Annotated in this window: 26 protein-coding genes and 1 pseudogene; 11 read left to right on the top strand and 16 right to left on the bottom strand. The window is 74.6% G+C overall.

Features of this window, described 5'->3' with window-relative positions; all coding sequences use genetic code 11:
* Positions 1 to 52: 52 nt before the first annotated feature.
* The 4 genes from ACFWA9_RS19085 to sigE all read right to left on the bottom strand — a co-directional run bounded on the left by ACFWA9_RS19085 (position 53) and on the right by sigE (position 3,284).
* Positions 53 to 727, bottom strand: a complete 675-nt coding sequence (locus ACFWA9_RS19085) for a hypothetical protein (RefSeq protein ID WP_329489474.1) — start codon at positions 725 to 727, stop codon at positions 53 to 55.
* A 208-nt stretch (positions 728 to 935) separates the two neighbouring features.
* Complete coding sequence (locus ACFWA9_RS19080) at positions 936 to 1,379, bottom strand: sec-independent translocase (protein ID WP_380388389.1); 444 nt, start codon at positions 1,377 to 1,379, stop codon at positions 936 to 938.
* Between the two features lie 130 nt (positions 1,380 to 1,509).
* Positions 1,510 to 2,547 (bottom strand): anti-sigma factor, encoded by a 1,038-nt coding sequence (locus ACFWA9_RS19075; RefSeq protein WP_380388387.1) that lies wholly within the window; start codon positions 2,545 to 2,547, stop codon positions 1,510 to 1,512.
* Positions 2,544 to 3,284 carry an RNA polymerase sigma factor SigE gene (sigE, locus tag ACFWA9_RS19070; protein ID WP_380388406.1) on the bottom strand — a complete coding sequence of 247 codons (741 nt, stop codon included), beginning with the start codon at positions 3,282 to 3,284 and terminating at the stop codon, positions 2,544 to 2,546. The genes ACFWA9_RS19075 and sigE overlap by 4 nt, the downstream gene beginning before the upstream one ends.
* A 326-nt stretch (positions 3,285 to 3,610) precedes the next feature.
* Between sigE and ACFWA9_RS19065 the strand changes: the two genes are divergently transcribed.
* The gene (locus ACFWA9_RS19065; protein ID WP_329489471.1) at positions 3,611 to 4,219 is read left to right on the top strand and encodes an O-methyltransferase; all 609 of its coding nucleotides are present in this window, start codon (positions 3,611 to 3,613) and stop codon (positions 4,217 to 4,219) included.
* A gap of 128 nt (positions 4,220 to 4,347) precedes the next feature.
* On the opposite strand, the gene ACFWA9_RS19060 is transcribed toward ACFWA9_RS19065, so the two are convergent.
* Positions 4,348 to 4,515 carry a DUF3117 domain-containing protein gene (locus ACFWA9_RS19060; RefSeq protein ID WP_014137929.1) on the bottom strand — a complete coding sequence of 56 codons (168 nt, stop codon included), beginning with the start codon at positions 4,513 to 4,515 and terminating at the stop codon, positions 4,348 to 4,350.
* Positions 4,516 to 4,812: 297 nt separating this feature from the next.
* Between ACFWA9_RS19060 and ACFWA9_RS19055 the strand changes: the two genes are divergently transcribed.
* Positions 4,813 to 5,613: an enoyl-CoA hydratase-related protein gene (locus ACFWA9_RS19055; protein WP_329489470.1), complete on the top strand. Its 801-nt coding sequence runs from the start codon at positions 4,813 to 4,815 to the stop codon at positions 5,611 to 5,613.
* A gap of 75 nt (positions 5,614 to 5,688) precedes the next feature.
* Here the strand turns inward: ACFWA9_RS19055 and ACFWA9_RS19050 are convergent, their stop codons facing one another.
* Entirely contained in the window at positions 5,689 to 6,279 is a 591-nt protein-coding gene (locus ACFWA9_RS19050; RefSeq protein ID WP_380388385.1) for a DNA-3-methyladenine glycosylase I, read from the bottom strand.
* Positions 6,276 to 6,695 carry a DivIVA domain-containing protein gene (locus tag ACFWA9_RS19045; RefSeq protein ID WP_352295877.1) on the bottom strand — a complete coding sequence of 140 codons (420 nt, stop codon included), beginning with the start codon at positions 6,693 to 6,695 and terminating at the stop codon, positions 6,276 to 6,278. Before ACFWA9_RS19045 ends, ACFWA9_RS19050 begins: the two co-directional genes overlap by 4 nt.
* A gap of 174 nt (positions 6,696 to 6,869) precedes the next feature.
* Here ACFWA9_RS19045 and folP point away from each other — a divergent pair, with 174 nt between their 5' ends.
* On the top strand, positions 6,870 to 7,682 hold the full coding sequence (folP, locus tag ACFWA9_RS19040) for a dihydropteroate synthase (RefSeq protein WP_352295922.1): 813 nt from the start codon (positions 6,870 to 6,872) through the stop codon (positions 7,680 to 7,682).
* A 29-nt stretch (positions 7,683 to 7,711) separates the two neighbouring features.
* Here folP and ACFWA9_RS19035 read toward each other — a convergent pair whose 3' ends face one another.
* Together ACFWA9_RS19035 and dapE are read right to left on the bottom strand one after the other, a co-directional pair.
* On the bottom strand, positions 7,712 to 8,521 hold the full coding sequence (locus ACFWA9_RS19035) for a TIGR00730 family Rossman fold protein (RefSeq protein ID WP_329489467.1): 810 nt from the start codon (positions 8,519 to 8,521) through the stop codon (positions 7,712 to 7,714).
* A gap of 145 nt (positions 8,522 to 8,666) precedes the next feature.
* Positions 8,667 to 9,740 (bottom strand): succinyl-diaminopimelate desuccinylase, encoded by a 1,074-nt coding sequence (gene dapE / locus ACFWA9_RS19030; RefSeq protein WP_380388382.1) that lies wholly within the window; start codon positions 9,738 to 9,740, stop codon positions 8,667 to 8,669.
* Between the two features lie 121 nt (positions 9,741 to 9,861).
* Here dapE and ACFWA9_RS19025 point away from each other — a divergent pair, with 121 nt between their 5' ends.
* Together ACFWA9_RS19025 and ACFWA9_RS19020 are read left to right on the top strand one after the other, a co-directional pair.
* Complete coding sequence (locus ACFWA9_RS19025; RefSeq protein WP_380388381.1) at positions 9,862 to 10,884, top strand: hypothetical protein; 1,023 nt, start codon at positions 9,862 to 9,864, stop codon at positions 10,882 to 10,884.
* 327 nt (positions 10,885 to 11,211) lie between these two features.
* Complete coding sequence (locus ACFWA9_RS19020; protein WP_380388379.1) at positions 11,212 to 11,976, top strand: hypothetical protein; 765 nt, start codon at positions 11,212 to 11,214, stop codon at positions 11,974 to 11,976.
* A 94-nt stretch (positions 11,977 to 12,070) separates the two neighbouring features.
* Here the strand turns inward: ACFWA9_RS19020 and dapC are convergent, their stop codons facing one another.
* Positions 12,071 to 13,231: a succinyldiaminopimelate transaminase gene (dapC, locus tag ACFWA9_RS19015; protein ID WP_329489463.1), complete on the bottom strand. Its 1,161-nt coding sequence runs from the start codon at positions 13,229 to 13,231 to the stop codon at positions 12,071 to 12,073.
* Positions 13,232 to 13,252: 21 nt separating this feature from the next.
* Positions 13,253 to 13,582 carry a ferredoxin gene (fdxA, locus tag ACFWA9_RS19010; RefSeq protein WP_329489462.1) on the bottom strand — a complete coding sequence of 110 codons (330 nt, stop codon included), beginning with the start codon at positions 13,580 to 13,582 and terminating at the stop codon, positions 13,253 to 13,255.
* Positions 13,583 to 13,844: 262 nt separating this feature from the next.
* Between fdxA and ACFWA9_RS19005 the strand changes: the two genes are divergently transcribed.
* A complete protein-coding gene (locus ACFWA9_RS19005) occupies positions 13,845 to 14,726 on the top strand; it encodes a GNAT family N-acetyltransferase (protein ID WP_359803292.1) in 882 nt (293 codons plus the stop codon).
* Positions 14,727 to 14,809: 83 nt separating this feature from the next.
* Positions 14,810 to 15,703 (top strand): transglutaminase-like domain-containing protein, encoded by an 894-nt coding sequence (locus tag ACFWA9_RS19000; RefSeq protein ID WP_352295895.1) that lies wholly within the window; start codon positions 14,810 to 14,812, stop codon positions 15,701 to 15,703.
* A gap of 42 nt (positions 15,704 to 15,745) precedes the next feature.
* Here ACFWA9_RS19000 and ACFWA9_RS18995 read toward each other — a convergent pair whose 3' ends face one another.
* The 5 genes from ACFWA9_RS18995 to ACFWA9_RS18975 form a co-directional block, all read right to left on the bottom strand.
* The gene (locus ACFWA9_RS18995; RefSeq protein ID WP_380388404.1) at positions 15,746 to 16,372 is read right to left on the bottom strand and encodes a response regulator; all 627 of its coding nucleotides are present in this window, start codon (positions 16,370 to 16,372) and stop codon (positions 15,746 to 15,748) included.
* 33 nt (positions 16,373 to 16,405) lie between these two features.
* Positions 16,406 to 17,632: a sensor histidine kinase gene (locus ACFWA9_RS18990; RefSeq protein ID WP_380388376.1), complete on the bottom strand. Its 1,227-nt coding sequence runs from the start codon at positions 17,630 to 17,632 to the stop codon at positions 16,406 to 16,408.
* 8 nt (positions 17,633 to 17,640) lie between these two features.
* Positions 17,641 to 18,363, bottom strand: coding sequence for an ABC transporter permease (locus tag ACFWA9_RS18985; RefSeq protein WP_380388374.1), 723 nt, complete (start codon positions 18,361 to 18,363; stop codon positions 17,641 to 17,643).
* Complete coding sequence (locus tag ACFWA9_RS18980; protein WP_380388373.1) at positions 18,360 to 19,316, bottom strand: ABC transporter ATP-binding protein; 957 nt, start codon at positions 19,314 to 19,316, stop codon at positions 18,360 to 18,362. Before ACFWA9_RS18980 ends, ACFWA9_RS18985 begins: the two co-directional genes overlap by 4 nt.
* A gap of 331 nt (positions 19,317 to 19,647) precedes the next feature.
* Positions 19,648 to 21,837 (bottom strand): prolyl oligopeptidase family serine peptidase, encoded by a 2,190-nt coding sequence (locus tag ACFWA9_RS18975; RefSeq protein WP_380388371.1) that lies wholly within the window; start codon positions 21,835 to 21,837, stop codon positions 19,648 to 19,650.
* A 315-nt stretch (positions 21,838 to 22,152) separates the two neighbouring features.
* Between ACFWA9_RS18975 and ACFWA9_RS18970 the strand changes: the two genes are divergently transcribed.
* From ACFWA9_RS18970 to ACFWA9_RS18955, 4 genes and pseudogenes are all read left to right on the top strand, one after another.
* Entirely contained in the window at positions 22,153 to 22,347 is a 195-nt protein-coding gene (locus ACFWA9_RS18970) for a DUF2304 family protein (RefSeq protein ID WP_045939028.1), read from the top strand.
* 31 nt (positions 22,348 to 22,378) lie between these two features.
* Positions 22,379 to 23,278 carry an N-acetyl-1-D-myo-inositol-2-amino-2-deoxy-alpha-D-glucopyranoside deacetylase gene (mshB, locus tag ACFWA9_RS18965; RefSeq protein ID WP_352295910.1) on the top strand — a complete coding sequence of 300 codons (900 nt, stop codon included), beginning with the start codon at positions 22,379 to 22,381 and terminating at the stop codon, positions 23,276 to 23,278.
* A complete protein-coding gene (locus ACFWA9_RS18960; RefSeq protein WP_329489453.1) occupies positions 23,275 to 23,736 on the top strand; it encodes a DUF6113 family protein in 462 nt (153 codons plus the stop codon). Before mshB ends, ACFWA9_RS18960 begins: the two co-directional genes overlap by 4 nt.
* Positions 23,737 to 23,974: 238 nt before the next feature.
* A pseudogene (locus tag ACFWA9_RS18955) lies at positions 23,975 to 24,570 on the top strand (hypothetical protein); the annotation flags it as partial.

The following is a 24,570-nucleotide window of genomic DNA, read 5'->3' as shown; positions in this document are numbered from 1 at the left end:
GCCGGGCGGTTCGCCCGGCCCTTCGCGCTGTCCCGGGGCGGGCCGGGGCGGGCTACGGGCGGGTGTAGGCGGTCAGGTCGGGGACGGTGGAGAAGCCGGTGCCGTAGGCGCTGACACCGCGGCCGTAGGCGCCGAGGAGGACGCCGGGGGCCTCGCCCGCGAGGACCCAGCCGTACTCGGACTCGCGGTAGCGGAAGGGCTGCGGCAGACCGTTCACCGGGAGGCTGAGGGTGGACCACCCGGGGCCGGCCAGGTCGTCGGCGAGGTCCCAGGCGAGGGTGCTCTGCTGGTCCAGCCAGTCCTGGCGCAGCGTGCGGTCCAGCTGGCCCGGCCAGGTGGAGGCGAGCAGGCCGGAGCCGGCCAGCCAGGCGGCGGAGGAGGCCGAGGTCGCCTCCAGCGTGCCGGTGTTGTCGGCGCTGCGGCGGCTGCCCCGGCGGGCCACCGTGACGACCACGGCGAACTTGCGCATGTCCCGCGGCTCGTACTGCCGGGCCGGCTCCTCACCGTGGCCGAGGGTGCCGTAGTCGACGCTGCCGGGCGCGCCACCGCGCGGGCCGCCGGCGCCGGCCTGGATCAGGTAGCGGCGGCCGGTCCAGCCGTCGTCCAGCCCGTACCAGGGGAAGTCCGCCGACAGGTAGGGGACCAGTGGGTCGGCCGGGCCGGCCTGTCCGCCGACCGTCGGGCCGTCGGCCGTCGCCGTCCCCACCGCATGACTCGTCGCGTCCATCCCGGGCCTCCTCAACGCAGATCTCCTGCCGTGGTGCGCTCCCATGGTGGCGTACCGCGGCGTTCCCGCCGGGTGCCTTCGGGCCGGAACCGACCGGAAGTGACCGACGGCACAGCGGGAACATTCAGCACAATAGCGGCGCACACGCCGCCGCCCCGCTCAGCCGTGCGGCCGGGCGGGGCGGTGGCGTCGGCGGAGCGACGCGGGATCAGGTGGCGTCGGGGTCGAACGGAGGGCGCTCGCCGGGCTGGAGCGCGGCGCCGGCGGAGGCCGGGGCCACCACGGCGGACTTGTCCATGCTGACCGTGCCGGCGCGCCCGTGGCCGTTCACGGCGGCGGCGGGCTTGTCGTCCAGCACCGAGCGGATGTCCAGGCTGTCCCGCATCTCCTTGAGGCCCAGCGGGTCGTCCTGGCCGCCCATGAGCTGCTTGCGGACGAAGGTCTTGGGGTGGAGGTCCTCGAACTCGAAGTCCTTGAACTCCGGGCCCAGCTCGCTGCGGATGTCCTCCTTGGCCGAGTCGGCGAAGGAGCGGACCTTCTTGATGAAGCCCATGGTGTCCTGGATCAGCTTCGGCAGCTTGTCCGGACCGAAGATCACGATGGCCATGATGACCAGAGTCAGGATCTCCAGTCCGCCTACGTCGCTGAACACCTAAGCTCCCTCAGCTCGTCGGACAACAGGTTCCTACAGCGTAATGGCCACCGTCGGATCCGGACCCCACAGTGTGATGAAGCCGTGGTGAAGAGCCGTCGACGGCCATGGCCGCCGTGGCCGGTCCGCGCTACCGGTTCTCCTGGTGCAGTCCGGCGAGGCCCGAGCTCGGGGTCCGGTCCGGCACGATCTGCTGCGGGGTCGCGCTGCGGGTGGCCGCCACCGGGCGGACCGGGAAGTCCACCGGGACCTGGGCCTTCATCGGGGCGTACCCGCCGCCGCGGCCGGGGTTGCCGGCCGGGCTCACCGAGGTGCCGTGCTGATCGTCGCTCTGCGCGGCGAAGCCACCGACCCCGCCCAGCGTCACCGCGGCGACCGAGAAGGCCCCGGCGGCGGCGAAGACGAAGCGGCGTCCGCGCGGCGGAGCCTGCCGGGTCACCACCGGGCCGGTGGCGGCCGCGGCCGGGCGCGGCACCGCGGAGGCCTCGGGACGGCCGGAGCGCCGGCCCATCAGCGGGCGCAGCACCGAGCTCCCGCGCCCGAACGCACGGGGGTCGACACCGGGCACCGGTGCGTCGGCGCCGAGCGCGCCCGCACCGAAGGCGCCCGCGCCACGGCCGAAGGAGCCGCCGTTCAGCCGGCTGCCGCCGAGCGTGCCGCCGGTCTCCGGCCGGGGGGACCCCCAGGCCGCGGGCAGTCCGCCGCCGGGCAGGTCGTCGTCGTCCCGGCGCGGCCGCTCGGCGGGAGCGTCCTCGTCCTGGAGCGTGCCGACGGCCATCAGCCGGGACATCAGCGCCGAGGACGGGCCGGGGGTGCCGGTCCGGGTCAGCAGGTGCTTCACGGCGCGGCCCTCGTCGGCCTCGGCGAGGCACTCCGGGCAGGTCGCCAGATGGGCCTGGACCCGGTCGCGGGAGTCGTGGCCGAGTTCGCCGTCGACGAAGGCGGAGAGCCGCTCCCCGAGGTGGTGCTCCTCGGCGGCGGGTTCGGCGGGCCGGACGGCGACCGCGCGCAGCGACGCCTCACCCGGCAGGGCCGGAACGGGCGGCAGCGGGTCCTCGGCGCCGTCCTCGTGGCCGCGCCGGCCCAGCTGGGGCCAGCCGCCGCGCCAGGCGGCGGCCTTGCCGGGAGCGTCCGGCCGACCCGGTCCCGACCGGCCGGTTCCGCTCACGATCGCCTCCGTCCGCGCCCGCCCGGCGCGACCGTGGCCTCACCCGCGGCGGCGCCGACCGGCACCGGTACCGGCTCCTCGGAGCCGCCCCGGCGCTCGCGGCCCGGGGCCGCGCCGGGGGCGCGGTGCTTCAGCGCGGCGCGCAGGTGCGAGCGGCCGCGGTGGATCCGGCTGCGGACGGTGCCGAGCTTGACGCCCAGCGTCGCCGCGATCTCCTCGTAGGAGAGGCCCTCGATGTCGCAGAGCACCACGGCGGCGCGGAACTCCGGGGCGAGGGTGTCCAGCGCCTGCTGGACGTCGGCGTCGAAGTGGGTGTCGCTGAAGTGCTGGGCCGGGCTGGGCTCGCGGCTGGCCAGGCGCTCGGCCGCGTCGTCGCCGAGCGCGTCGAAGCGGATCCGCTGGCGCCGGCGGACCATGTCCAGGAACAGGTTGGTGGTGATCCGGTGCAACCAGCCCTCGAACGTGCCGGGGGTGTAGGTCGACAACGAACGGAACACCCGGACGAAGACCTCCTGGGTGAGGTCCTCGGCGTCGTGCTGATTCCCCGTCAGGCGGTAGGCGAGGCGGTAGACGCGGGCGCTGTGCGCCTCGACGATCTCCTCCCAGGAGGGCGGAGTCCAGGTCTGCGCGTCGGGACCCTCGGCGAAGCTCGCGAGGGCGGCGGGTGCCTCGGTGGTACCGGCGGCCGGCGTCGCGGCGACCGGCTGGTCCAGGGTGGAGTGCGCAGACTGGTTCATCACGGGCTTCGGCGTACGGGCTGACGCGGTGCCGCGGGAGTGCCGCCGCACAGGGACGTCGCCCTCGGCCACACCTCCTCGGTTGGCTCTTCTGCCCAGCAGGGCCACCACCATATCCACCTCGCCCGTCAAGCCCGGATAAAAGTGCCCGGGGGGTATCGCGGGGGTATCCGTCGACCGGTCCCTTCCTCAGCAACGGCCCGCCGCCGTACGCGGTTCCCGGTCGGCCAGTAATCTGTGCCAGGAAATATCGACTTCCGCTCGGCACCGGGCCATCGCCCGGGGCTCCGAAAGAGGCAGCCATCAGCGAGTTCGGGCCCGCGCGCGTGGCCCTCTCCGACACCTTCGTCGGCGAGGACGCGGTGCTCACCTACGCCCGGGCACAGTCCGCGCGCACCGGTATCAGGGCGATCGGACCGGGCGGCGGGGCCTGTCTGCGGCTGCTGGCGGCCGCCCTGGACGCCAAGGCGGTGGCCGAGATCGGCACCGGGACGGGCGTCTCCGGCGTCTACCTGCTGCGCGGGATGCGCCCGGACGGGGTGCTCACCACCGTCGACACCGAACCGGTGCGCCAGCAGCTGGCCCGGGAGGCGTACCACGCGGCCGGGTTCGCGGCGAACCGGTCCCGCTTCATACCGGGCCGGGCCCTGGACGTGCTGCCGCGGCTCGCGGACGGCCAGTACGACCTGGTCTTCTGCGACGGGGACCCGGCGGAGTCCCGGGAGTACCTGGCGGAGTCGCTGCGGCTGCTGCGGCCGGGCGGGATGGTCTGCTTCGAGGGCGTCTTCCAGGAGGGCCGGCTGGCCGAGCCGGACCAGCAGGACCCGCAGACGCACGCGGTGCGCGACCTGGTCCGGGACGTCCGGGAGAGCGAGGCGCTGCTGCCGGCGCTGCTGCCGGTGTCGGACGGGCTGCTCTGCGCCGTGAAGCGCTGACCGGGCCGGGGCCCCGACGGCGGCCGCCCGGGAACCACGCCGCCCGGGAACCACAGAGCCCGGGCCGACGTAGTGTCGTACCCGGGCCCGGCGGCACATCTCCAGGAGATGGGGAGCACCCGCTGCGGTCAGCCGCAGGCCTTCTTCAGGGCCTCGCCCAGGGCGTCGGCCTCGTCAGGCGTGAGCTCCACCACAAGGCGTCCGCCGCCTTCGAGCGGAACGCGCATGATGATGCCCCGCCCCTCTTTGGTGACTTCGAGCGGGCCGTCACCCGTCCGCGGCTTCATGGCCGCCATGCTCGTTCCCCTTCCTGCAACCGCTCAGCTACGCACCGGCAGTCCGTCCACCGCCGGTATCGAACGCATTGATCGGAAGCCATTATCCCGCATGCCACGGCCTGATGACCAACATCACTCTCGGCGCAACCACGGCCGGACCGGCTCCAAGCGCCACATTTCCTGCCATAAGCCCCGGCGCGGCGGCGGTCGGCGCGCCGCCGAAAGGTGCGATACCTCACACTCCCCACCCGGCCGCACGCTCCGGCATCCTGACACACGACCGAGCTGTGCCGATCGCAAGGGAGCCCCTCGCCCATGTCCGATTCCGTGCTGTACGAGCTGGACGGCGGCCTCGCCGTCATCACCATCAACCGCCCCGGGGCGATGAACGCGCTGGACACCGCCACCAAGGTGGCCCTGCGCGACACCATGACCGCCGCCGCCGAGGACCGGGCGGTGCGGGCGGTGCTGCTCACCGGCGCCGGTGAGCGGGCGTTCTGCGTCGGGCAGGACCTCAAGGAGCACCTGGGCCTGCTCAAGCGGGCCGAGGAGACCGGTGAGGGCGCGCTGAAGACCGTCTCCGAGCACTACAACCCGCTGGTGCGGGCGCTGGCGGGGATGCGCAAGCCGACGGTGGCGGCGGTCGGCGGCGTCGCGGCGGGCGCGGGCGCCTCGCTGGCCTTCGCCTGCGACTTCCGGATCGTCGCGGACACGGCCGGCTTCAACACGGCCTTCGCCGGGATCGCGCTGACCGCCGACTCGGGTGCCTCCTGGACGCTGCCCCGGCTGGTCGGGCACGCCAAGGCCACCGAGCTGCTGATGCTGCCGCGCACGGTGAAGGCCACCGAGGCGATGGAGCTGGGCCTGGCCACCAAGGTCGTCCCGGCCGCCGAGCTGGCCGCTACCGCCCGGGTCTTCGCCAAGGAGCTGGCCGAGGGCCCGACGGTCGCGTACGGCGCCATCAAGGAGTCGCTCGCGTACGGCGCCTCGCACTCCCTGGACGAGCTGCTCGACAAGGAGGACGAGCTGCAGACCCTGGCCGGCGACAGCGAGGACCACCGGATCGCGGTCCGCGCGTTCATCGCCAAGGAGAAGCCGACGTACCTGGGGCGCTGAGGCCCGCCCGGACCCCGCCCGGGCCGTGCGGGCCCGGGTGGGGTCCGGCGGGGCCCTCCCGGGGCCCGGGAGGGCCTAGACGGCCCGCAGGGCGCTCCGGACGTGGCAGTCCGCCAGGTGGTCGTCGACCAGGCCGCAGGCCTGCATCAGCGCGTACGCGGTGGTCGGGCCGACGAAGCGGAAGCCCGCCTTCTTGAGCGCCTTCGCCAGCGCCGTCGACTCGGGGGTGACGGCCGGGACCTCCGCCAGGGTGCGGGGTGCCGGCCGGTCCGGCGCACCGGCGTACTGCCAGATCAGCGCGTCCAGGCCGCCGTCGAGGTCGCGGGCGACCTTCGCGTTGGCGATCGACGCCTCGATCTTGGCCCGGTTGCGGATGATGCCCGCGTCGCCGAGCAGCCGCTCGACGTCCGCGGGCCCGAACTCGGCGACCTTGTCGATCGCGAAGCCCTCGAACGCGGCCCGGAAGCCCTCGCGGCGGCGCAGGATGGTGATCCAGGAGAGGCCGGACTGGAAGGCCTCCAGGCAGACCCGCTCGAACAGCGCGTCGTCGCCGTGGACCGGGCGGCCCCACTCGGTGTCGTGGTAGAGCCGGTAGTCGTCCGCCGAGTCGCCCCAGCCGCAGCGGCGCAGGCCGTCCGCACCGAGCGCCGCACCGGCCCCGGTCACTGGTCCGCCGCCGGCTTCGCACCCTCCGGGCCCTTGGTCAGCGTGCTGACGGGCTCCACCACCTGCGCGAACTCCTCCAGCCCGGGCAGCGGTTCGGCCCCGGCGTCCGGGCCGGTGGCCTCGACGGCGCCGCGGACCGCGCCGGCGGCCTCCAGCTCGGCGATCCGCGAGTCCCGGTAGGCGAGTTCGGCACCGAGACGGTCCAGGACGTCGTCCACCTCGTCCATCCGGTAGCCGCGCACGGCCATCGGCAGCCGGATGCCGTCCACGTCGTCCCGGCTCAGCGGACGGTCCTGCGGCAGCCGGGCGGCGATCCGGTCCTGCACCGCCTCCGGCAGCGAGCCGCCCCCGCCGAGCGCCACCAACGCGGCGCCTCCGACCACGACGGCCATCGCCACCACGATCACCCAGAACACGAGCGGTCCTCCCGACTTCCCTGCCGGCGCTGACAACAGTGCCCGGCTCACGATCATGACAGCATGGTTCCCGATAGGCCGGGGGCCATCATCGCACCCGGAGCAGCTGTGGAGGAGACATCGGTGGCACTGCGCCTGGGACCACGGGAATTCGGTGACGACGAGCTGGTGATCATGGCCATCGTCAACCGCACTCCGGACTCGTTCTTCGACAAGGGCGCCACCTTCGCGGACGAGGCCGCGTTCGCCGCCGCCGACCGCGCGATGGCCGAGGGCGCCGCGATCCTGGACATCGGCGGGGTGAAGGCGGGACCGGGCGACGAGGTGACCGTCGAGGAGGAACTGCGGCGCACCGTGCCGTTCGTGGCGGAGCTGCGCAAGCGCCACCCGGACGCCGTGATCAGCGTGGACACCTGGCGCCACGAGGTCGGCGAGGCGGTCTGCGAGGTGGGCGCGGACCTGCTCAACGACGCCTGGGGCGGGGTCGATCCGAAGCTGGCCGAGGTGGCCGCCCGGTACGACGCCGGCCTGGTCTGCACCCACGCGGGCGGCGCCGAACCGCGGACCCGGCCGCACCGCACCGGCTACCCGGACGTGATGGCGGACATCCTGCGGGTGACGGTCGGCCTGGCCGAGCGGGCGGTGGAGCTGGGCGTGCGGCGGGACGCGGTGGTCATCGACCCGGGGCACGACTTCGGCAAGAACACCCGGCACTCGCTGGAGGCGACCCGCCGGCTGCCGGAGATGACCGCGACCGGCTTCCCGGTGCTGGTCTCGCTCTCCAACAAGGACTTCGTCGGCGAGACCCTGGACCGGCCGGTGAACGAGCGGCTGCTCGGCACGCTGGCGACCACGGCGGTCTCGGCCTGGCTGGGCGCCCGGATCTACCGGGCGCACCAGGTGGCCGAGACCCGGCAGGTGCTGGACATGGTCGCCTCGATCCGGGGCACCCGCCCCCCGGCGGTCGCCCGCCGGGGGCTGGCGTAGGGCGCCCCCTCCTTCGGCTCCCGCCGCCCTCAGATCTCGTTCGCCGGGCGACGGGCGTCGGCGAGGATCTTCATGACCTCGTCGATGTCGTCGGTGATGTGGAACAGCTCCAGGTCGTGCGGGGCCGCCTTGCCCTGCGCGACCAGGGTGTTCTTCAGCCACTCGTAGAGGCCGCCCCAGTACTCGCTGCCGAAGAGGATCACCGGGAACCGGGTGACCTTCTTCGTCTGCACCAGGGTCAGCGCCTCGAACATCTCGTCCAGCGTGCCGAGGCCGCCGGGCAGCACCACGAAGCCCTGCGCGTACTTCACGAACATCGTCTTGCGGACGAAGAAGTAGCGGAAGTTCAGCCCGAGGTCGACGAACTCGTTGAGCCCCTGCTCGAAGGGCAGCTCGATGCCGAGGCCCACGCTCAGGCCGCCGGCGTCCGAGGCGCCGCGGTTGGCCGCCTCCATCGCACCCGGGCCGCCGCCGGTGATCACCGCGTAGCCGGCCTCCGCCAGCGCCCGGCCGATCGCCACGCCCGCCGCGTACTCGGGGGAGTCGACCGGCGTCCGGGCGGAGCCGAAGACGCTGATCGCGGCCGGGAGTTCGGCCAGCGCGCCGAAGCCCTCGACGAACTCCGAGGTGATCCGCAGCACCCGCCAGGGGTCGGTGTGCAGCCAGTCCGTCGGGCCGGTGGTGTCCAGCAGGCGCTGGTCCGTCGTGCTGGTGCCGACCTGGTCCCGGCGCACCAGCACCGGGCCCTTCTGCTTCTCGGGCCACGCCTTCTTCGGGCGCGGCTCGCCCACCTGCTCGGGCCCGTGTCCGTAGTGCTTCTCGTCTCCAGTGCCTGTCATGACGAAACCCTACGCCCGACGATCCCGGTTTTCAGGCAACGGTGAGAGGTCGGTTGGGCAACCGGAAGATGGCGTTCGACGACGGACCGGCTGGTCCGGGCGGCTGCGCCGGCCGGCGGCGGACCGTCCGGCCGGCCGCGGCGGCTCAGTCGGTCAGCCAGGCGCGCAGTCGCTCCTCGGTCTCGGCGATCGCGGCGAGCGAGCAGTGCTCGTCCCGCTTGTGCGCCATGTTCGGGTCGCCCGGGCCGTAGTTGACCGCCGGGATGCCGAAGGCGCTGAACCGGGCGACGTCGGTCCAGCCGAACTTGGCCCGGGCGACGCCGCCGGTGGCGGCCAGGAAGGCCCGGGCGGCCGGCTGGTCGAGCCCGGGGAGGGCGCCGGGGGCGGAGTCGGTGACGGTCACCTCGAAGCCGTCGAAGACCTCGCGCAGGTGCTTCTCGGCCTCCGCCTCGCTACGGTCCGGCGCGAAGCGGAAGTTGACCGTCACCACGCACTCGTCGGGGATGACGTTGCCGGCCACGCCGCCGTCGATCCGGACGGCGTTCAGGCCCTCGCGGTACTCCAGGCCGTCGATCTCCACCCGGCGCGGCTCGTACCCGGCGAGCCGGCCGAGCACCTCGGCGGCGTGGTGGATGGCGTTGTCGCCGAGCCAGCCGCGGGCCGCGTGGGCGCGCACCCCGGTCAGCCGGACCTGGATCCGCATGGTGCCCTGGCAACCGCCCTCGACGGCGGCCCCGCTGGGCTCCATCAGCACGGCGAAGTCGGCGGCCAGCCAGTCCGGGTGCCGGGCGGCGAGGTGGCCGAGGCCGTTGCGGTGGGCCTCCACCTCCTCGCAGTCGTAGAAGACGAAGGTGAGGTCCCGGTTGGGCTCGGCCAGGGTGGCGGCCAGCCGGAGCTGGACGGCCACCCCGGACTTCATGTCGGAGGTGCCGCACCCGTAGAGCAGGTCGCCCTCGACGTAGGAGGGCACGTTGTCGGCGATCGGCACGGTGTCCAGGTGGCCGGCGAGCAGCACGCGCTCGGCGCGGCCCAGGCCGGTACGGGCCACCACGTTGTTGCCGTACCGGTCCACGGTCAGGTGCGGGTAGGCCCGCAGCGCCGCCTCGACGGCGTCGGCGAGCGCCTGCTCGTCGCCGCTGACCGAGGGGAAGTCGACGAGCCGGGCGGTCAGCGCACCGCCGTCGAGGGTGAGGTCCAGGGGCGTCTCAGAGCTGCTCATGGTCCTTCAGCCTAGTCGTGGGCGACCGGTCGCCCCGTGCGGCGGATCGCAACCGGTGGCGCCGCACATCCGTCCGAGTGGGTACGGTGTGCGATCAGGAACAGCGTGGAGAGGGGCGGCGGTGGCCAGGAAGAGGCGCGGCGAGCAGGGCGGCGACACGGCGCCCCGACGGCGGCGCGGGCCGTTGCGCGCGGTGCTGGTCGTCCTGCTGGCGCTCGTGGTGGTCGCGGTCGGCCTGTACTGGCTGCGCGACACCAAGCTGACGCCCGAGGGCTGCACGGTCAAGACGGCCTCGGGCGAGGGCACCCTGGAGATCCCCCAGGCGGCCAACGCCGCGACGATCGCCGCCGTGGCGCACTCGCGCGGACTGCCGGACCGCGCGGTGACCATCTCGCTGGCCACCGCGATGCAGGAGTCCAAGATCCGCAACCTGGCGGGCGGCGACCGGGACTCGGTCGGCCTCTTCCAGCAGCGTCCCTCGCAGGGCTGGGGCACCGTGGAGCAGATCATGGACCCGGTCTACGCGACCAACAAGTTCCTGGACGGCCTGGTCAAGGTCCCCGGCTACACCCGGCTGCCGCTGACCGACGCGGCCCAGCAGGTGCAGAAGAGCGGCTACCCGCAGGCCTACGCCAAGCACGAGACCAAGGCGACGCTGCTCGCCTCGGCGCTGACCGGCCGCGAGGCGGGCACGCTGAACTGCGTGGTGCACGACTTCGCCGCGCCCGAGCCGGAGCCGGACGACACCGCGCCGACCGCCACCGGCTCCCCCGCGGCCCCGGCCGCCGCGGCCCCGCTGCCCGACCGGGTGCAGGTGCTGAGCGACCGGGTGCGCCGCGAGTTCGGCCGGACGGTGACGCCGGCGGCCGGCTACACCTCGACCGTGAAGGGCGCCGAGCAGGCCGTCTCGCTGACCCCGGACCCGGCGGCGAGCACCGACGCCGGCCCGGACGCCGAGCGGCAGAACGGCTGGGAGGTGGCGCACTGGGCGGTGACGCAGGCCCAGCAGCTGGGCATCGAGACGATCGCCTACGACGGCAGGATCTGGCGCAAGTCCAAGTCCGAGGGCGGCTGGAAGCCCCAGCCGACGGGCACCTCGACCAAGCTGGTGCTGGTCTCGCTCGCCCCGGTCGGGAAGTCCTGAGCGGAAGGCCGCCGGAGCGGCTCCGAACGGCCGCTCCGGCGGGCTGACGCACTGGTGTCCGGGTTGCCGCCGAAGGAGTGATTCCGGTCAATCCAGGTGGACGGGCGGCCGGCGCCGGAGCCCGACCCGAAGAACCGTCACTCCCCTTGGCCCGCACCGCCCGCACGCCCGCGGCCGGGCCGTTCGCCGCCCCCGCCGCCGGTCCTACGATCCGATCGTCGGTAAGGCCGTTTCCTTGCACCGGCCGAAACCTTCTGGCTTCTGAAGCGGTAAGAACGTCGTCCGCCCGGCGGACAGGACGGACCCAAGACCCTTTCGAGGAGCCCCATGTCTCACTCCCTCACGCGCCGGATCGCCCAGGCCGCACTGCTCGTGGCGGCCGGCGCGACCCCGCTCGTCGCGGCCGGCACCGCGTCCGCCGCCGACGCGCTGCTGCCCAAGTCCGACCTGGCGGCGCCGCTCGGCCAGCTGACCAACACCGACGCGGGATCCACCCTGCAGCACACCACCCACGAGCTGGGCCAGGCCGCCGGGGACACCGGCGCCGCCACCGTCGCCGCGGGCGTCCCGGCGACCGCCGACGCCACCGGCAACATCGTCGCCCACCAGCTGCCCGAGGCGAACGAGAAGGCCAGCTCGCTGACCGCCCCGGTGGACAAGACCGCCGCCACCACCGGCCAGCTCTCCGGCATCACCCCGAAGGTCGCCGCCGCACTGGCCGGCAAGCTCGGCGAGGCCGTCAACGGCGGCCCGGGCGCGACCGGCCGCAGCGCGGCCGCCGGCGCCAACCCGGTCGGCGGGCTCTCGCAGACCGCCGGCCTGACCCAGGGGCTGCCGGGCGCCGGTGCGCTCGCCGGCGCCGTCCCCGGGACCAGCGCCGTGACCGACGCGCTCCCGCTCGGCGCCCTGGGCCGCGCGCTGCCGGCCGACGTCCCCGGCACGGACGTGCTCGGCCTGGCCGAGCACGGCTCGGCCAACCGCCTCGGCGGCGCCGACCTCGGCCCGAACTCCCCGCTGGCCGGTCTCAGCCCGATCACCGGCCTGCTCGGCGGGATCGGCGGCGGTGGCCTCGGCGGCCTGCCGATCGGCTGATCCGGCGCCGCCCGGCGCGCCCCGCACAGCACCGAAGGGGGCCGGTGTCCCGTCCTGGACACCGGCCCCCTTCGCCGCGCTCGGGCTGCGCGGGTCAGCCGCGCAGCCGCTCCACGGCCGCCGCGACCCGCTCGTCGGTCGCGGTGAACGCGACCCGGACGAACCGCTCGCCGGCCGGCCCGTAGAAGTCGCCGGGCGCCACCAGGATGCCCAGCCCGGCCAGTTCGGCCACCGTCTCCCAGCACGGCCGGTCCTGGGTCGCCCACAGGTACAGGCTCGCCTCCGAGTGCTCCACCCGGAAGCCGTACGCCTCCAGCGCCGCGCGCAGGGCCGCCCGGCGGGCGGCGTAGCGCCCGCGCTGCTCGGCCACGTGCGCGTCGTCGGCGAGCGCCGCGACGACCGCCGCCTGGACCGGGGCCGGGACGATCATCCCGCCGTGCTTGCGCACCCCCAGCAGCTCCTTGACCACCACCGGGTCGCCCGCCACGAAGGAGGCGCGGTACCCCGCCAGGTTGGAGCGCTTGGACAGCGAGTGGACGGCCAGCAGGCCCTCGTGCTGCGTCCCGTCGTCGGCGGCGCCGCAGACGTCCGGGTGCAGCACGGAGGCCGGGTCGGCCTCCCAGCCCAGCTCCAGGTAGCACTCGTCGCTGACCAGCAGCGCCCGGTGCTCCCGGGCCCACTCGACCGCGCGGCGCAGCTCGTCCGCGCCGAGCACCCGGCCGGTCGGGTTGGAGGGCGAGTTGACCCAGAGCAGGCGGACCCGCGAGCCGTCCAGCTCGTCCACCGAGTCGTACTCGACCGGCTCCGCGCCGCAGAGCCGCGCGCCCACCTCGTAGGTCGGGTAGGCCAGCCGCGGGTAGGCCACCTGGTCACCGGGGCCGAGGCCGAGCTGGGTCGGCAGCCAGGCCACCAGCTCCTTGGAGCCGACCGTGGGCAGGACGGCCTGCGGGCCGATCTCGGCGCCGACCCGGCGGCGCAGCCACCCGGCGATCGCCTCGCGCAGCTCCAGCGGGCCCCAGACGGTCGGGTAGCCGGGCGTGTCGGTGGCCGCGGCCAGCGCCTTCTGGATCACCTCGGGAACCGGGTCGACCGGGGTGCCCACCGAGAAGTCGCAGAGCCCGCCGGGGTGGGCCAGCGCCGTCTTCTTGTACGGCTCCAGCTTGTCCCAGGGGAAGACCGGCAGGAGATCGGAAACGCGGCGCGCCGCCCCCGGGTGGCCCGGGAACGGCGCGTGCGTGCTGTTCTTGGTACTCACAGCTCAGTTGCCACCGATCGTTCAGTGCTCGTCGGTGTTCTGCGGCGGCAGAGCGGCGATGAAGGGGTGGTCGCGCTCGATCAGGCCGAGCTTCGAGGCGCCACCGGGCGAACCGAGGTCGTCGAAGAACTCGACGTTCGCCTTGTAGTAGTCCTTCCACTCCTCCGGAGTGTCGTCCTCGTAGAAGATCGCCTCGACCGGGCAGACCGGCTCGCAAGCGCCGCAGTCGACACACTCATCCGGGTGGATGTAGAGCGATCGCTCGCCCTCGTAGATGCAGTCAACCGGGCACTCTTCGATGCAGGCCTTGTCCTTGACGTCGACACAAGGCTGCGCGATGACGTAGGTCACGCTGTCGTTCCTCCTCGGAAGGGCTCGGCGGCCCATTCTGTTTGCTCGCGTGCGCGGGTGAGCGCGGCGTCGTCGATGCCCGCCCCTAGTATCGCGGGTCGGAGACCGCAAATGCACAGGAGGTGCCCAGATGGCGGCTGGCGGGCCGGTCCAGGACCGTCCGGAGGTCCGGATAGATCGCTCTGACGTGGGACTACGGGTGTCAGTTCGGCGTGTCGCGGAGTTCGTGGACGACAGGCCGGTATTCCGCGATGTGATCGGTGTGCTCACATCCTGGGACGATCATGAGCTTACCGTCGCCCCGCGGCGCGGCGCTCCGGTCACCTTCGCGGAGAAGCTGCTGGTCGCGGGCAAGGTGGTGCCGCTCTTCCCGGCCCGGCGGGCCGCGCTGCCCGTCGCCCCGCCGGAGGAGCTCCAGCGGATCGCCGCGCGCGGCTGGCCCGCCGTCGAGCAGGAGCCGCTCGGCGGGTGGACGCTGCGGGCGTCCGCCGGCTTCACCCGGCGGGCCAACTCGGTCCAGACCCTCGGCGACCCCGGCCTGCCCCTGGACGAGGCGCTCGCGACCGTCCGGCGGTGGTACGCGGCGCGCGGCCTGCCGGCCTGGGTGGAGGTCAGCACGCCCGGCTCGCCCGAGGACCTGCGCGGCGAGCTGGACCGGCTGGGCGCGGCGTACTCGCCGACGCTGGTACGGATCGCCCCGCTGGCCCCGCTGGCCCGGCTCGGCTCCGGCCACCGGCGCGTGCGGCTCGCCCGGACGGCCGGCGCCGAGTGGATGTCGCTGTACCGGCGGGTGACCGGCGACCCGGCGGTGGAGGAGGCGGCGCGGCAGGTGATCCACGGCGGCCCGTCGGTCTGGTTCGCCACCGCGCCGGGCGCGCCCGGGCAACCGCCGCTGGCCATCGGACGCTGCGTCATCGACGGCCCGTGGGCCTGCTTCGGCGCGATCGAGGTCGCCCCGTACGCCCGCCGTGCGGGCCTGGCCACCACGCTGATGGCGGTGCTCGCCGCCCGGGCCGCCGAGGAGGGCGCGACCGGTGCCCACCTCCAGGTCGAGGCGGAGAACGATGGTGCGATCGCGCTCTATGACGGACTTGGCTTCACGACCAGTCACACTTACCACTACGCCCGCCTGCCCCAGGGGTAGCGCGGTCGTGGCACCACGTCCGTCCGCCCCACCCGCCCGTCGGTGCCACCCGTCAGTTCCGTTCCGCCTGTCCGTCCGCCCGCATGAAAGCCGTCGCAGCCACCGTGACCGAGCAGAGCCGAGCACGCTTCCGGACCGAGGCCCGGGCCGAGCACCCCGATCCGGTGCTGCTCTGCCTGCTCGCGGCCGCCGAACACAGCCCCGTCCCGGACCCGGACGACCCCCGGGACCCGCCCACCCTGGAGGCCCTGCTGGCCGCCTGCGAGGCGGCCCTGGAGCGGCACGCCGCCGCCGTCCGGCTCGCCGTCGCCGAGCGGGCCCCGGCCGGGCCGGAGGAGACGGCCGCGCTGCTGGCCGCCGTGCTCGGCGGGCGGGAGCGGTTCCACGGGCGGCAGTCCGACTACCGGCGGCTGGAGTCCTCGCTGCTGCCCGACGTGCTGCGGCGCCGGCGCGGCCTGCCGATCATGCTCGCGCTGGTCTGGACCGCGGTCGGCCGGCGGGCCGGCGTGCCGGTGCACGGGATCGCGCTTCCGGGCCACTTCATCGTCGCGGTCGGCGGCCCGGACGGCGGGGACGACTACGTCCTGGCCGACCCGTTCCACGGCGGGCGGCTGCTCGACCTGGAGGACGCGGCCGGCCTGGTCCGGGCCGCCGGCCACCCGTTCTCGCCCGAACTGCTCACCCCGGCCCAGCCGCTGGACACCGTGCTGCGGGTGCTCGGCAACATCCGCGCCTGGGCCGCCGAGCGCCCCGAGCACGCCCGCACCCAGCTCTGGGCCACCGAACTCTCCCTGCTGCTGCCCCGGCACCCGGCCCAGCTCCGGCTGGAGCGGGCGGAACTGCTGGTGCGGACCGGCGACTTCCTCGGCGGCTCGGCCGAGATGGACGCCTACGCCGAGATCCTGGACGCCTTCGACCCGGACACCGCGGCGAAGGTCCGCCTGGAGGCCCGGGCGGCCCGGCACCGGCTCAACTGACCGCCGCCGGGCCGCACCCCGTCCGTCCGGTCCGCACCGGGCCTACAGCCAGCCCTTCTCGCGGGCGATCCGGACCGCCTCGGTGCGGTTGCGGGCCTCGGTCTTCTGGATCGCCATCGAGAGGTAGTTGCGCACCGTCCCCTCGGACAGGTGCAGCCGGCGGGCGATCTCGGCGTTCACGGCGCCGTCCGCGGCGGCCGCGAGCACGTCCCGCTCGCGCGCCGTCAGCGGGTTCGCCCCCTCGGCGAGCGCGGCGGCGGCCAGCACCGGGTCGATCACCCGCTCGCCGCGCAGCACCCGGCGGATCGCCTCCGCCAGCTCGGCCGCCGGGGCGTCCTTGACCAGGAAGGCGTCCGCCCCCGACTCCATCGCCCGCCGCAGGTAGCCGGGGCGGCCGAAGGTGGTCGCGATCACGACCCTGGTCTGCGGCCGCAGCCGGCGCAGCTCCGCCGCGGCCTCGATCCCGGTCATGCCGGGCATCTCGATGTCCAGCACCGCGACCTGCACGTCGTGGGCGACCGCCGCGTCCACCACCTCGTCGCCGCGCCCCACCTGGGCCACCACGTCGATGTCCCCCTCCAGCCCGAGCAGCGCGGCCAGCGCCTCCCGGACCATCCCCTGATCCTCCGCCAGCAGCACGCGGACGGACGGGGCACCGTCGTTTCGCATCTCACTCATGCCGACGACCTTAGGCCCGCGCCCCTACACGACGGAGACCGAGCGCAGCGGGACCAGCGCGCGCAGCCGGAACCCCCGGCCGCGGTCGCCCGGGCCGGTCTCCAGCCGGCCGCCGACCAGCGCCAGCCGCTCCTCCAGCCCGGAGAGCCCGTTGCCCGGCCCGGACTTGCCCGGCCCGGCCCCGTTGTCGCAGACCTCCAGGACGGCGTACCGCTCGCCGCCGCCCTCCCACGTCTCGTCCGCCCGCACCGTGCAGACCGTGGCCCCCTCGCCGTGCCGGACGATGTTGGTGACCGCCTCGCGCAGCGCCCAGGCCAGCGCGCCGGCCTCCTCGTTGGCCAGCCCGGGCCAGGCGTCCACCAGCTCCGGCGCCGCCTCCAGGGTGACCTGCGCGGCCGCCAGCGCCGTCCGGGCGGCGGCGAGTTCGACCGGCAGGGTGGGCCGGCGGAAGCCGGTCACCGCCTCCCGGACGTCGATCAGCGACTGCCGGGCCACCTTCTCGATGTCGGCGACCTGCGCCCGTGCGGCCTCCTCCTTGCCGCCGTCCATGAAGCGCCCGGCCAGCTCGCTCTTCAGCGTGATCAGCGACAGCGAGTGCCCGAGCAGGTCGTGCAGGTCCCGGGCCATCCGCAGCCGCTCCTCCGAGGCGGCGAGGTGGGCGACGGCGGCCCGTGCCTCGCGCAGCTCCCGCATGGTCGCGACCAGGCGCTGCAGCCCGGTCATGGCGGCCCCGGAGAGGAAGGCGGTGAGCGCGATGGTGGGGATGTCCCCGTGGTCGGCCCGGCTGAGCAGCCCGACCACGACGGTCAGCCCGGCCATCGCGGCGACCCCGGCGAGCGCGAAGCGCACCGGCGCGATGATCGCCACGGCGACCGAGGCGTAGGTGAAGAACGTGAGCCACGCGGTGCCGAGGCCGAAGGAGGTGACGACCGCCGTCACGATCATCGCCGCGACCACCACCCGGCAGGCCAGCGGCCGCATGCCGGCCATCGAACGGAACACCACCAGGCTGACGTAGCAGCCGACGAACGCCACCAGGGCGATCCAGCCGGCCACCGTCGCCGCGGGCGAGTGCCCGTCCTTGAGCAGGTCGCCCACCGGGTAGAGCAGGTAGACCATCCAGAGCAGCATCCAGCTGACCTTGACCAGCAGTTGCCGCCGGTTCTCCACGGTGGCGCCGGGGACGTTCATGAAGGACACCGGCCCCGCCTCCGGCTCGTCGGTGCGGTGGGTGCGGGGCGTGTCGGACATGGTGGCCATCATGCCCGCCGGGTGTCCCGGCGGTACAGCACGGCCGCGGCCGCGGTGAAGACCACCAGGAAGCCGGCCAGACCGCCGGCCGCGACCAGGTCCAGCGACTGTCCGGGCCGGGTGAAGCCGGCCAGCCGGTTGTACAGGTAGACCGGGTTGACCTGGGCGATCGTCCGCAGCGTGCCGGTCACCGGGAACCACGTCCCGCCGAACAGCGCCATCACCATGTAGGTGACCATCACGACGGTCTGCACCGAGTCCGCCCCCGCCGCGTAGCCGAGCGCCACCCCGAGCGCCGCGAAGACGAAGCTGCCCAGCCAGAGCGCCACGGCCAGGCCGGCCCACTCGGCGGCCCCCATCCGCACGCCCTGGGCGGCCCCGACCGCGAAGACCACCAGGATCGCGGGCAGCGTCGTGACCGCGCCGGCGGCGATCTTGGCGACGGTGTACGCCCGGCCGGGCAGCGCCGTCAGCCGCAGCTGGCGCACCCAGCCGCTCCTGCGCTCCAGCGAGATCCGCTGCGCGCTGCCGGTGAGCACCGCGCCGACCGCGCCGAAGGTGGCCATCGAGACCATGAAGTAGGTCTTCACCGGCAGGCCGCCGGCCACCTGGTCGGTGCCGTAGGCGTGGATGAAGAAGAAGTACATCAGCGCCGGGTAGAGCACCGTGAAGAGCACGTACCGCTTGTTGCGCAGGGTGCGCGTGATCTCCAGCCGGATCAGCGTGGTCATCGGGCGGCCTCCGTCGCGAACTCGGTGGTGTCGGCGGTGTCCTGCTCGCCGGTGATGGTCAGGAAGGCCTGCTCCAGGCCCAGGCCGGTCACCTCCAGCCCGCGCGGGTACAGACCCGCCCGGTAGAGCCCGGCGACGGCCGCGTCGGCGTCCGCCGTCCGGATCCGGACGGTCCGCACCCCCGGGACCCGGCCGCTGACGTCGAGGGCCAGCACCCCCGGCAGGCGACGCAGCGCCGCCTCCTCGAACGGGCCGTCCACGTCGTGCAGCTCGAAGGTGATCCGGCGGGCCCCGGCCTTCGCCTTGATCTCGGCGGACGTACCGTCCGCGATCAGGCGGCCCCGGTGCAGCACGAGGACGCGGTCGGCGACCGAGTCCGCCTCCTCCAGGTAGTGGGTGGCGAACAGCACCGTGCGCCCGGCGTCGGCCTGCGCCCGCATGCTCGCCCAGAACGACCGGCGGACCGAGACGTCCATGCCGGTGGTGGGCTCGTCCAGCACGATCAGGTCGTTGGCCCCGGCGATCGCCAGCGCGAAGCGCACCCGCTGCTCCTGGCCGCCGGAGAGCCTGTCGACCCGCCGCTCGGCCAGCTCGGTGATCCCGGCGTCGACGAGCACCTCCCGGACGGCCCGGCCGCGCGGGTGGACGTCGCAGGCCAGCCCGACCAGCTCGCGGACCTTGACGTCCGCCATCAGCCCGCCGCTCTGCAGCATCGCGCCGACCCGGCCGGCCGCGATCGCGGCCCGCGGGGCGCCGCCGAACAGCGTGACGCTGCCGCGGTCCGGCTCGCGCAGGCCGAGCAGCAGGTCGAGGCTGCTGGACTTGCCGGCGCCGTTCGGGCCGAGCAGCGCGACGGTCTCGCCCGGCCGCAGCACGAGGTCGAGCCCGTCCACCGCCCGCACCCGTCCGTAGCTCTTGCCCACGCCCCGGAAGGCGGCCACCTCGGTACCCATCGACCCGGTCCTCTCCCCTGCTGGTGTCGTTCGCACCAGCTCAGGGTCCCGCGCGGCCCCGGCCCGGCGGCAGTGGCCGCCGTCGTGCCTTCGGCATGACGGATGTCATGCCGGTGGCCGGTACCCGTGTCACGGGTACCGGCCACCGAAGCCGCAGGTCGCGCGCCGTCTGTCGGTGCCGGGGGAGCGGCGTCCCCACCGGGGCCGGGCCTGTCGACCCCGTGCGGGCACCCGCGGCCGGGGGGAGCGGAGGGCGCCTCGGCACCGCCCGTCCGCGGGGCCCGGCGCCCTGACGGCCACCCCCCTCCGCTGAGCCTCGGAGCCGCCCGCCTCAGAGGCCGAGCGACTTCTTCACGAAGTCGACCTGGAGCAGCAGCAGGTTCTCCGCGACCTCCTCCTGCGGGGTCATGTGCGTCACGCCCGAGAGCGGCAGCACGGTGTGCGGCCGGCCGGCCGCGAGCAGCGCCGAGGAGAGCCGCAGGGTGTGCGCGGCCACCACGTTGTCGTCCGCCAGACCGTGGATGATCATCAGCGGGCGCTCCAGCCCGGCCGCGTGGCCGGTCAGCGAGTTGGCCGCGTAGACCTCGGGCCGCTCGGCGGGGTGGCCCAGGTAGCGCTCGGTGTAGTGGGTGTCGTACAGCTCCCACTCGGTCACCGGGGCGCCGGCCACGGCCGCGTGGAAGACGTCCGGGCGGCGCAGCACGGCGAGCGCCGCGAGGTAGCCGCCGTACGACCAGCCGCGGATGGCGACCCGGCCGAGGTCCAGCGGGAACTCCTCGGCGAGCGCCCGCACCGCGTCCACCTGGTCGTCCAGGGTCGCGCCGGCGAAGTCGAAGGCGATCGACTTCTCCCAGGCCGGCCCGCGCCCGGGGGTGCCGCGCCCGTCGGCGACGACCACCGCGAAGCCCTGGTCGGCGAACCACTGCGAGTTGAGGTGCGGGTTGTGCGCCTGGACGACGCGCTGCCCGTGCGGGCCGCCGTACGGGTCCATCAGGACGGGCAGCAGGCCGTCCCGCTCGCGGTCGTAGCCGGTGGGCAGGAAGACCGCGGCGGGGATGCGGCGCTCGCCCGCGAAGCGGAACACCGGGCGCGCGGTGAGCACCGGCGTCTCGGCGTAGGACGCGACGGTGGCGACGACGTCGACCACCACGCCCTCCGGGAGGTCCCGGGCGACCTGCACCAGCGTGCCCGGCAGGTCGGGCTCGGCGGTGGCCCGCACGGTGATGCCGGCCGCGTGCACCGCCGACGTGACGGAGGTGAACGGCCGGTCGTTGGCGGCCTCCCAGGAGAGCCGCTTGCCGTCGTGGCTGATCCGGCCGACCGCGATCCAGCCCGGCTCGGGGTCGGTCTCGCCGGCGCCGCCGGAGGCGGTGAAGAAGACCTCCTCGGCCGTCACCGCCACCACCGAGCGCACCAGCAGGTCGGCGCCGGTGACGGTCTGGTCGCCGATCACCAGCGCCCGCACGCCGTCCTCGCCCGGACCGTCGGAGATCCGGACCAGCTTGCCGTCCGGCGTCCAGGCGGGCACGCCCTGGAAGAGCTCCAGCCAGGCGTCGTCGTGCTCCTCGAACAGCACCTCGGTGGCACCGGTCTCGACGTCCACCCCGAGGATGCGCTGGCTGCGCTGGTCGCGGGCCTGGACGAGCAGCAGCGGCACGCCGCCCGCCGACCAGTGCACCCGGGCCAGGTACGGGAAGGCCGCGTCGTCCCAGCGGACCTCCGTCCGGCCGCCGTCCAGGCCGATCAGCCAGAGCCCGACTCCGGCGTTGGCAGTGCCGGCCGCGGGATAGGCGATCTCGGCGGGCTCGGTGCCCGGGTTGGCCGGGTCGGCGATCCACCAGCGGCGCACCGGGGTGTCGTCGGCCCGCTCGACCAGCAGCCGGTCGCTCTGCGGCGACCACCAGAAGCCGCGGTCGCGGCTCATCTCCTCCTGGGCGATGAACTCGGCCTGGCCCCACGTCACGCCCGGGCCGTCGGGCTGCGCGAGGGCCCGGTCGGCCGTCCCGTCGGCGCGGGTGAGCCGCAGCTCGCCGGCGGTGTTGGCGTAGGCGACGTGGACGCCGTCCGGGGCGAGGCGGGGGTCGACCACCGGGCCCTCGGCGGGCAGTTCGACGGTGCCGCCGGCGACCAGGTCGGCCGTGAAGAGGCGGCCGGAGAGGGCGAAGGCGGCCAGCGCGCCGGCGCCGTCGAGGGAGTAGCCGACGATGCCGGCCGAGCCCTCGCGGCTGCGCTCGCGGCGGGCCTTCTCGGCCGGGGAGAGGTCCTCCTCGCCGCCGCCGAGCAGGGCGACCGGATCGGCCGCGATCCGCTCCTCGCCGGTGGCGGTGTCGAGGGTCCAGAGGCGGTTGGCCCGGTCGCCGGCGCGGGGGGTCTCCCCGGCCGAGGGGCGGGGCAGGGAGCGCAGGAAGACGACCCGGGAGCCGTCGGATGCGACGGAGAAGGACCGGGGGGCGCCGACGGTGTAGCGCAGGGTGCGCGCGTACTGCCGCGGGAAGGTGTCCGCAGGGGTGTGGGAGGTCATGGCACCAGACCCTACGACGTTCCCCCGCCCCCGCCCGGAGGATTTTGATCACTCGTTCGGAGCATCGTCGACCGGGCCCCCCGAACGGGGTCCACACCCCTTCCGACCGGCCCATGCGCCCCATTTGTGCCACCATGCCCCGGCGCGTGCAGCCTCACTGAACGTAATACGCCCCTCACACATCGGGTATGACTGGTTCAACGAGTGATCGTCAGGCCCCGTCCCGGGCCCCGGTCGCCCGACCGCAAGTCCCGCACGGTCCCGACCGCCGCCCTCCCCGAGGGGTGGCGCACCCGAGAAGGGGTGTGAGCCGACATGGCTTTGTCCATCTCCGCAGCCATGCTGATGCTGGTCATCGTGGTGGTGCTGATCCGCCGCTCCGGCCTGAAGCTCGGGCACGCGATCGTCTGCGCGCTGCTCGGCTTCTACCTGGCGTCCAGCTCCATCGCGCCGTCGATCAGCCAGGTCACCAGCAACCTCGCCGGAATGATCAACGGCCTGAAGCTCTGACCCCCCGCACGCGGTCGTTAGGCTTCCTCCCATGACCGCGACTACCGGCCGCCGCCTGCTCCTGGTGCACGCCCACCCCGACGACGAGTCGATCGGCAACGGCGCCACGATGGCCAGGTACGCCGCCGAGGGCGCCCTGGTCACCCTGGTGACCTGCACCCTCGGCGAGGGTGGCGAGGTGATCCCGCCGGAGCTGGCCCACCTGACGGCGGATCGGGACGACACCCTCGGCCCCCACCGGATCGGCGAGCTGACCGACGCCATGCGCGCCGTCGGCGTCGCCGATTTCCGCTTCCTCGGCGGCCCCGGCCGCTACCGCGACTCGGGGATGATGGGCGTCCCCGACAACGACGTGCCCGGCTGCTTCTGGCGGGCGGACGTGGACGAGGCGGCCGGCCACCTGGTCGCGGTGGTCCGCGAGGTGCGGCCGCAGGTCCTGGTCACCTACGACGAGGACGGCGGCTACGGGCACCCGGACCACATCCAGGCGCACCGGGTGGCGATGCGCGCGTACGAACTGGCCGCCGACCCGGCGTACCGGCCCGACCTGGGCCCGGCCTGGCGGATCGCCAAGGTGTACTGGAACCGGATGCCCCGGTCGGTAATCGAGCGGGGGCTGGCCGAGACGGCCGCCAAGGCGCCGTCGCCCGGCGTCGCGAGCCCCTCCGACGTACCCGGCGTGGTGGACGACGCCGTGGTCACCACCGTGCTGGACGGCGCCGCGTACGCCGACCGCAAGGCGGCCGCGATGGCCGCCCACGCCACCCAGATCACCGTGCACGGCGACTGGTTCACGCTCTCCAACGACCTCGGCCAGCCGCTGGTCGCCACCGAGTACTACCAGCTGGTGCGCGGCCGGGCCGGACGGCCGCTGCCGGAGGACGACCTCTTCGCCGGCCTGGACAGCACCTTCGAGGAGAGTGTCCGATGACCGAGCCCGCCACCCCGCAGGCCCGCCGCCGCTCGATCCCGGCGGCCGTCCTCGGCACCCGCGCCGAGCGGCTGGCCGAGCCGCAGCCCCCGCGGATCGGGCGGATCGCGGCCTATGTCCTGTTCTTCCTGCTGGGCGTCGCGGTCTCGGTCTGCGGAGCATTTGTGCAGGCCTTGTGGCCGCCCGTGGGAGTCCTGCTGGCGCTCGCCGCCACCGGCGCCACGTTCTACGCGGGCCTGCGGGTGACCGGCACCCGGCTCGGCGCCGCGCTGCCGGCGGCCGGCTGGTTCCTGGCGCTGCTGCTGGTGATGGTCCCCCGGCCCGAGGGCGACAACGTGCTCTGGACCAACGCCACGTCGCTCGCCTGGCTGTTCGCGGGCTCGATCCTGGGCGTGATCTGCGCCACCCTGCCGACCCGGACGAGCTGGTTCCCCGGAGTGCCCGGCCCGCCGCGCTGACCGCCCCGGCGGCCCGCGTACGGTACCGCGTACGACGCGCAGTCAGGACCACACAGCCGTACTCTCATACCGGAGGAACCGGACGTATCAGGTTCTATCCGAACCGGTTCACCGGTCAGTTCTTCCCAGTATGGTGGTGCCGCAGAACGCCCGTACCCCACCGCCGCCCGCCAGGCCCGGCGACCACGAACCGCGGTCGCGCCGCACGGCCCGCCCGCGAACCCGGAGCAGAGCAGCATTGAGCAGCCGCGAATCTGACAACGCCCACCCGACGCCTCGGCGGACGGGCCCGGACGCCTACCCGTCGGGCACCCCGCCCTACGGCACACCGGGTTTCCCCGGCGGCGACCGCGCGGGTGCCGGTGCCGCCCCGGGCTCCGCGTCGGCCGGGGAGGACGAAGCCCCGAAGACGGAGACCACGCTGACCACGCGGGTCCGGATCAACATCCCGGGCTCGCGCCCGATCCCGCCCGTGGTGGTCCGCAGCACCGTCAAGAACGAGGACGGCCAGGGCGAGGAGGCCCCGCCGGCCGCCACCGAGCCGGCCGGACCCCGGCACCGCTCCGCCGCGTCCGCCTCCCCCGTCCTCGGGGTGATGGACGGCGGCGCGCGGACGGCCACCCCGCCGAACCTGCCGCCGGAGTGGGAGATCCCGCCCGCGACCTCCGAGTCGGAGTCCACCGGCGCGTGGTTCCGGCCGCGCCAGAAGAAGGGCCCGGCGGAGCCCGCCGCCGTCCCGGCCGGCGCCGCGGACGCCCCGGCCGACTCCGTCGCGCCGGGCCCCGCGCCCGCCCCCGGCACCGAGGCCCGCCCGAACGGCGCCCGGCCCAAGGC

The organism is Kitasatospora sp. NPDC059973, from assembly GCF_042737525.1.
In the GTDB taxonomy this organism is placed as follows: Bacteria; Actinomycetota; Actinomycetes; order Streptomycetales; family Streptomycetaceae; genus Kitasatospora.
This window is presented reverse-complemented; position numbering and strand designations above follow the sequence as displayed.

Bases quoted from the DNA above. Each gene is read 5' to 3' on its own strand.
- ACFWA9_RS19085 (WP_329489474.1), bottom strand. From the start codon at position 727: ATGGACGCGACGAGTCATGCGGTGGGGACGGCGACGGCCGACGGCCCG.
- sigE (WP_380388406.1), bottom strand. From the start codon at position 3,284: ATGAACCAGTCTGCGCACTCCACCCTGGACCAGCCGGTCGCCGCGACG.
- ACFWA9_RS19060 (WP_014137929.1), bottom strand. From the start codon at position 4,515: ATGGCGGCCATGAAGCCGCGGACGGGTGACGGCCCGCTCGAAGTCACC.
- ACFWA9_RS19055 (WP_329489470.1), top strand. From the start codon at position 4,813: ATGTCCGATTCCGTGCTGTACGAGCTGGACGGCGGCCTCGCCGTCATC.
- folP (WP_352295922.1), top strand. From the start codon at position 6,870: ATGGCCATCGTCAACCGCACTCCGGACTCGTTCTTCGACAAGGGCGCC.
- ACFWA9_RS19035 (WP_329489467.1), bottom strand. From the start codon at position 8,521: ATGACAGGCACTGGAGACGAGAAGCACTACGGACACGGGCCCGAGCAG.
- dapE (WP_380388382.1), bottom strand. From the start codon at position 9,740: ATGAGCAGCTCTGAGACGCCCCTGGACCTCACCCTCGACGGCGGTGCG.
- ACFWA9_RS19020 (WP_380388379.1), top strand. From the start codon at position 11,212: ATGTCTCACTCCCTCACGCGCCGGATCGCCCAGGCCGCACTGCTCGTG.
- ACFWA9_RS19000 (WP_352295895.1), top strand. From the start codon at position 14,810: ATGAAAGCCGTCGCAGCCACCGTGACCGAGCAGAGCCGAGCACGCTTC.
- ACFWA9_RS18995 (WP_380388404.1), bottom strand. From the start codon at position 16,372: ATGCGAAACGACGGTGCCCCGTCCGTCCGCGTGCTGCTGGCGGAGGAT.
- ACFWA9_RS18990 (WP_380388376.1), bottom strand. From the start codon at position 17,632: ATGTCCGACACGCCCCGCACCCACCGCACCGACGAGCCGGAGGCGGGG.
- ACFWA9_RS18985 (WP_380388374.1), bottom strand. From the start codon at position 18,363: ATGACCACGCTGATCCGGCTGGAGATCACGCGCACCCTGCGCAACAAG.
- ACFWA9_RS18980 (WP_380388373.1), bottom strand. From the start codon at position 19,316: ATGGGTACCGAGGTGGCCGCCTTCCGGGGCGTGGGCAAGAGCTACGGA.
- ACFWA9_RS18975 (WP_380388371.1), bottom strand. From the start codon at position 21,837: ATGACCTCCCACACCCCTGCGGACACCTTCCCGCGGCAGTACGCGCGC.
- ACFWA9_RS18970 (WP_045939028.1), top strand. From the start codon at position 22,153: ATGGCTTTGTCCATCTCCGCAGCCATGCTGATGCTGGTCATCGTGGTG.
- mshB (WP_352295910.1), top strand. From the start codon at position 22,379: ATGACCGCGACTACCGGCCGCCGCCTGCTCCTGGTGCACGCCCACCCC.
- ACFWA9_RS18960 (WP_329489453.1), top strand. From the start codon at position 23,275: ATGACCGAGCCCGCCACCCCGCAGGCCCGCCGCCGCTCGATCCCGGCG.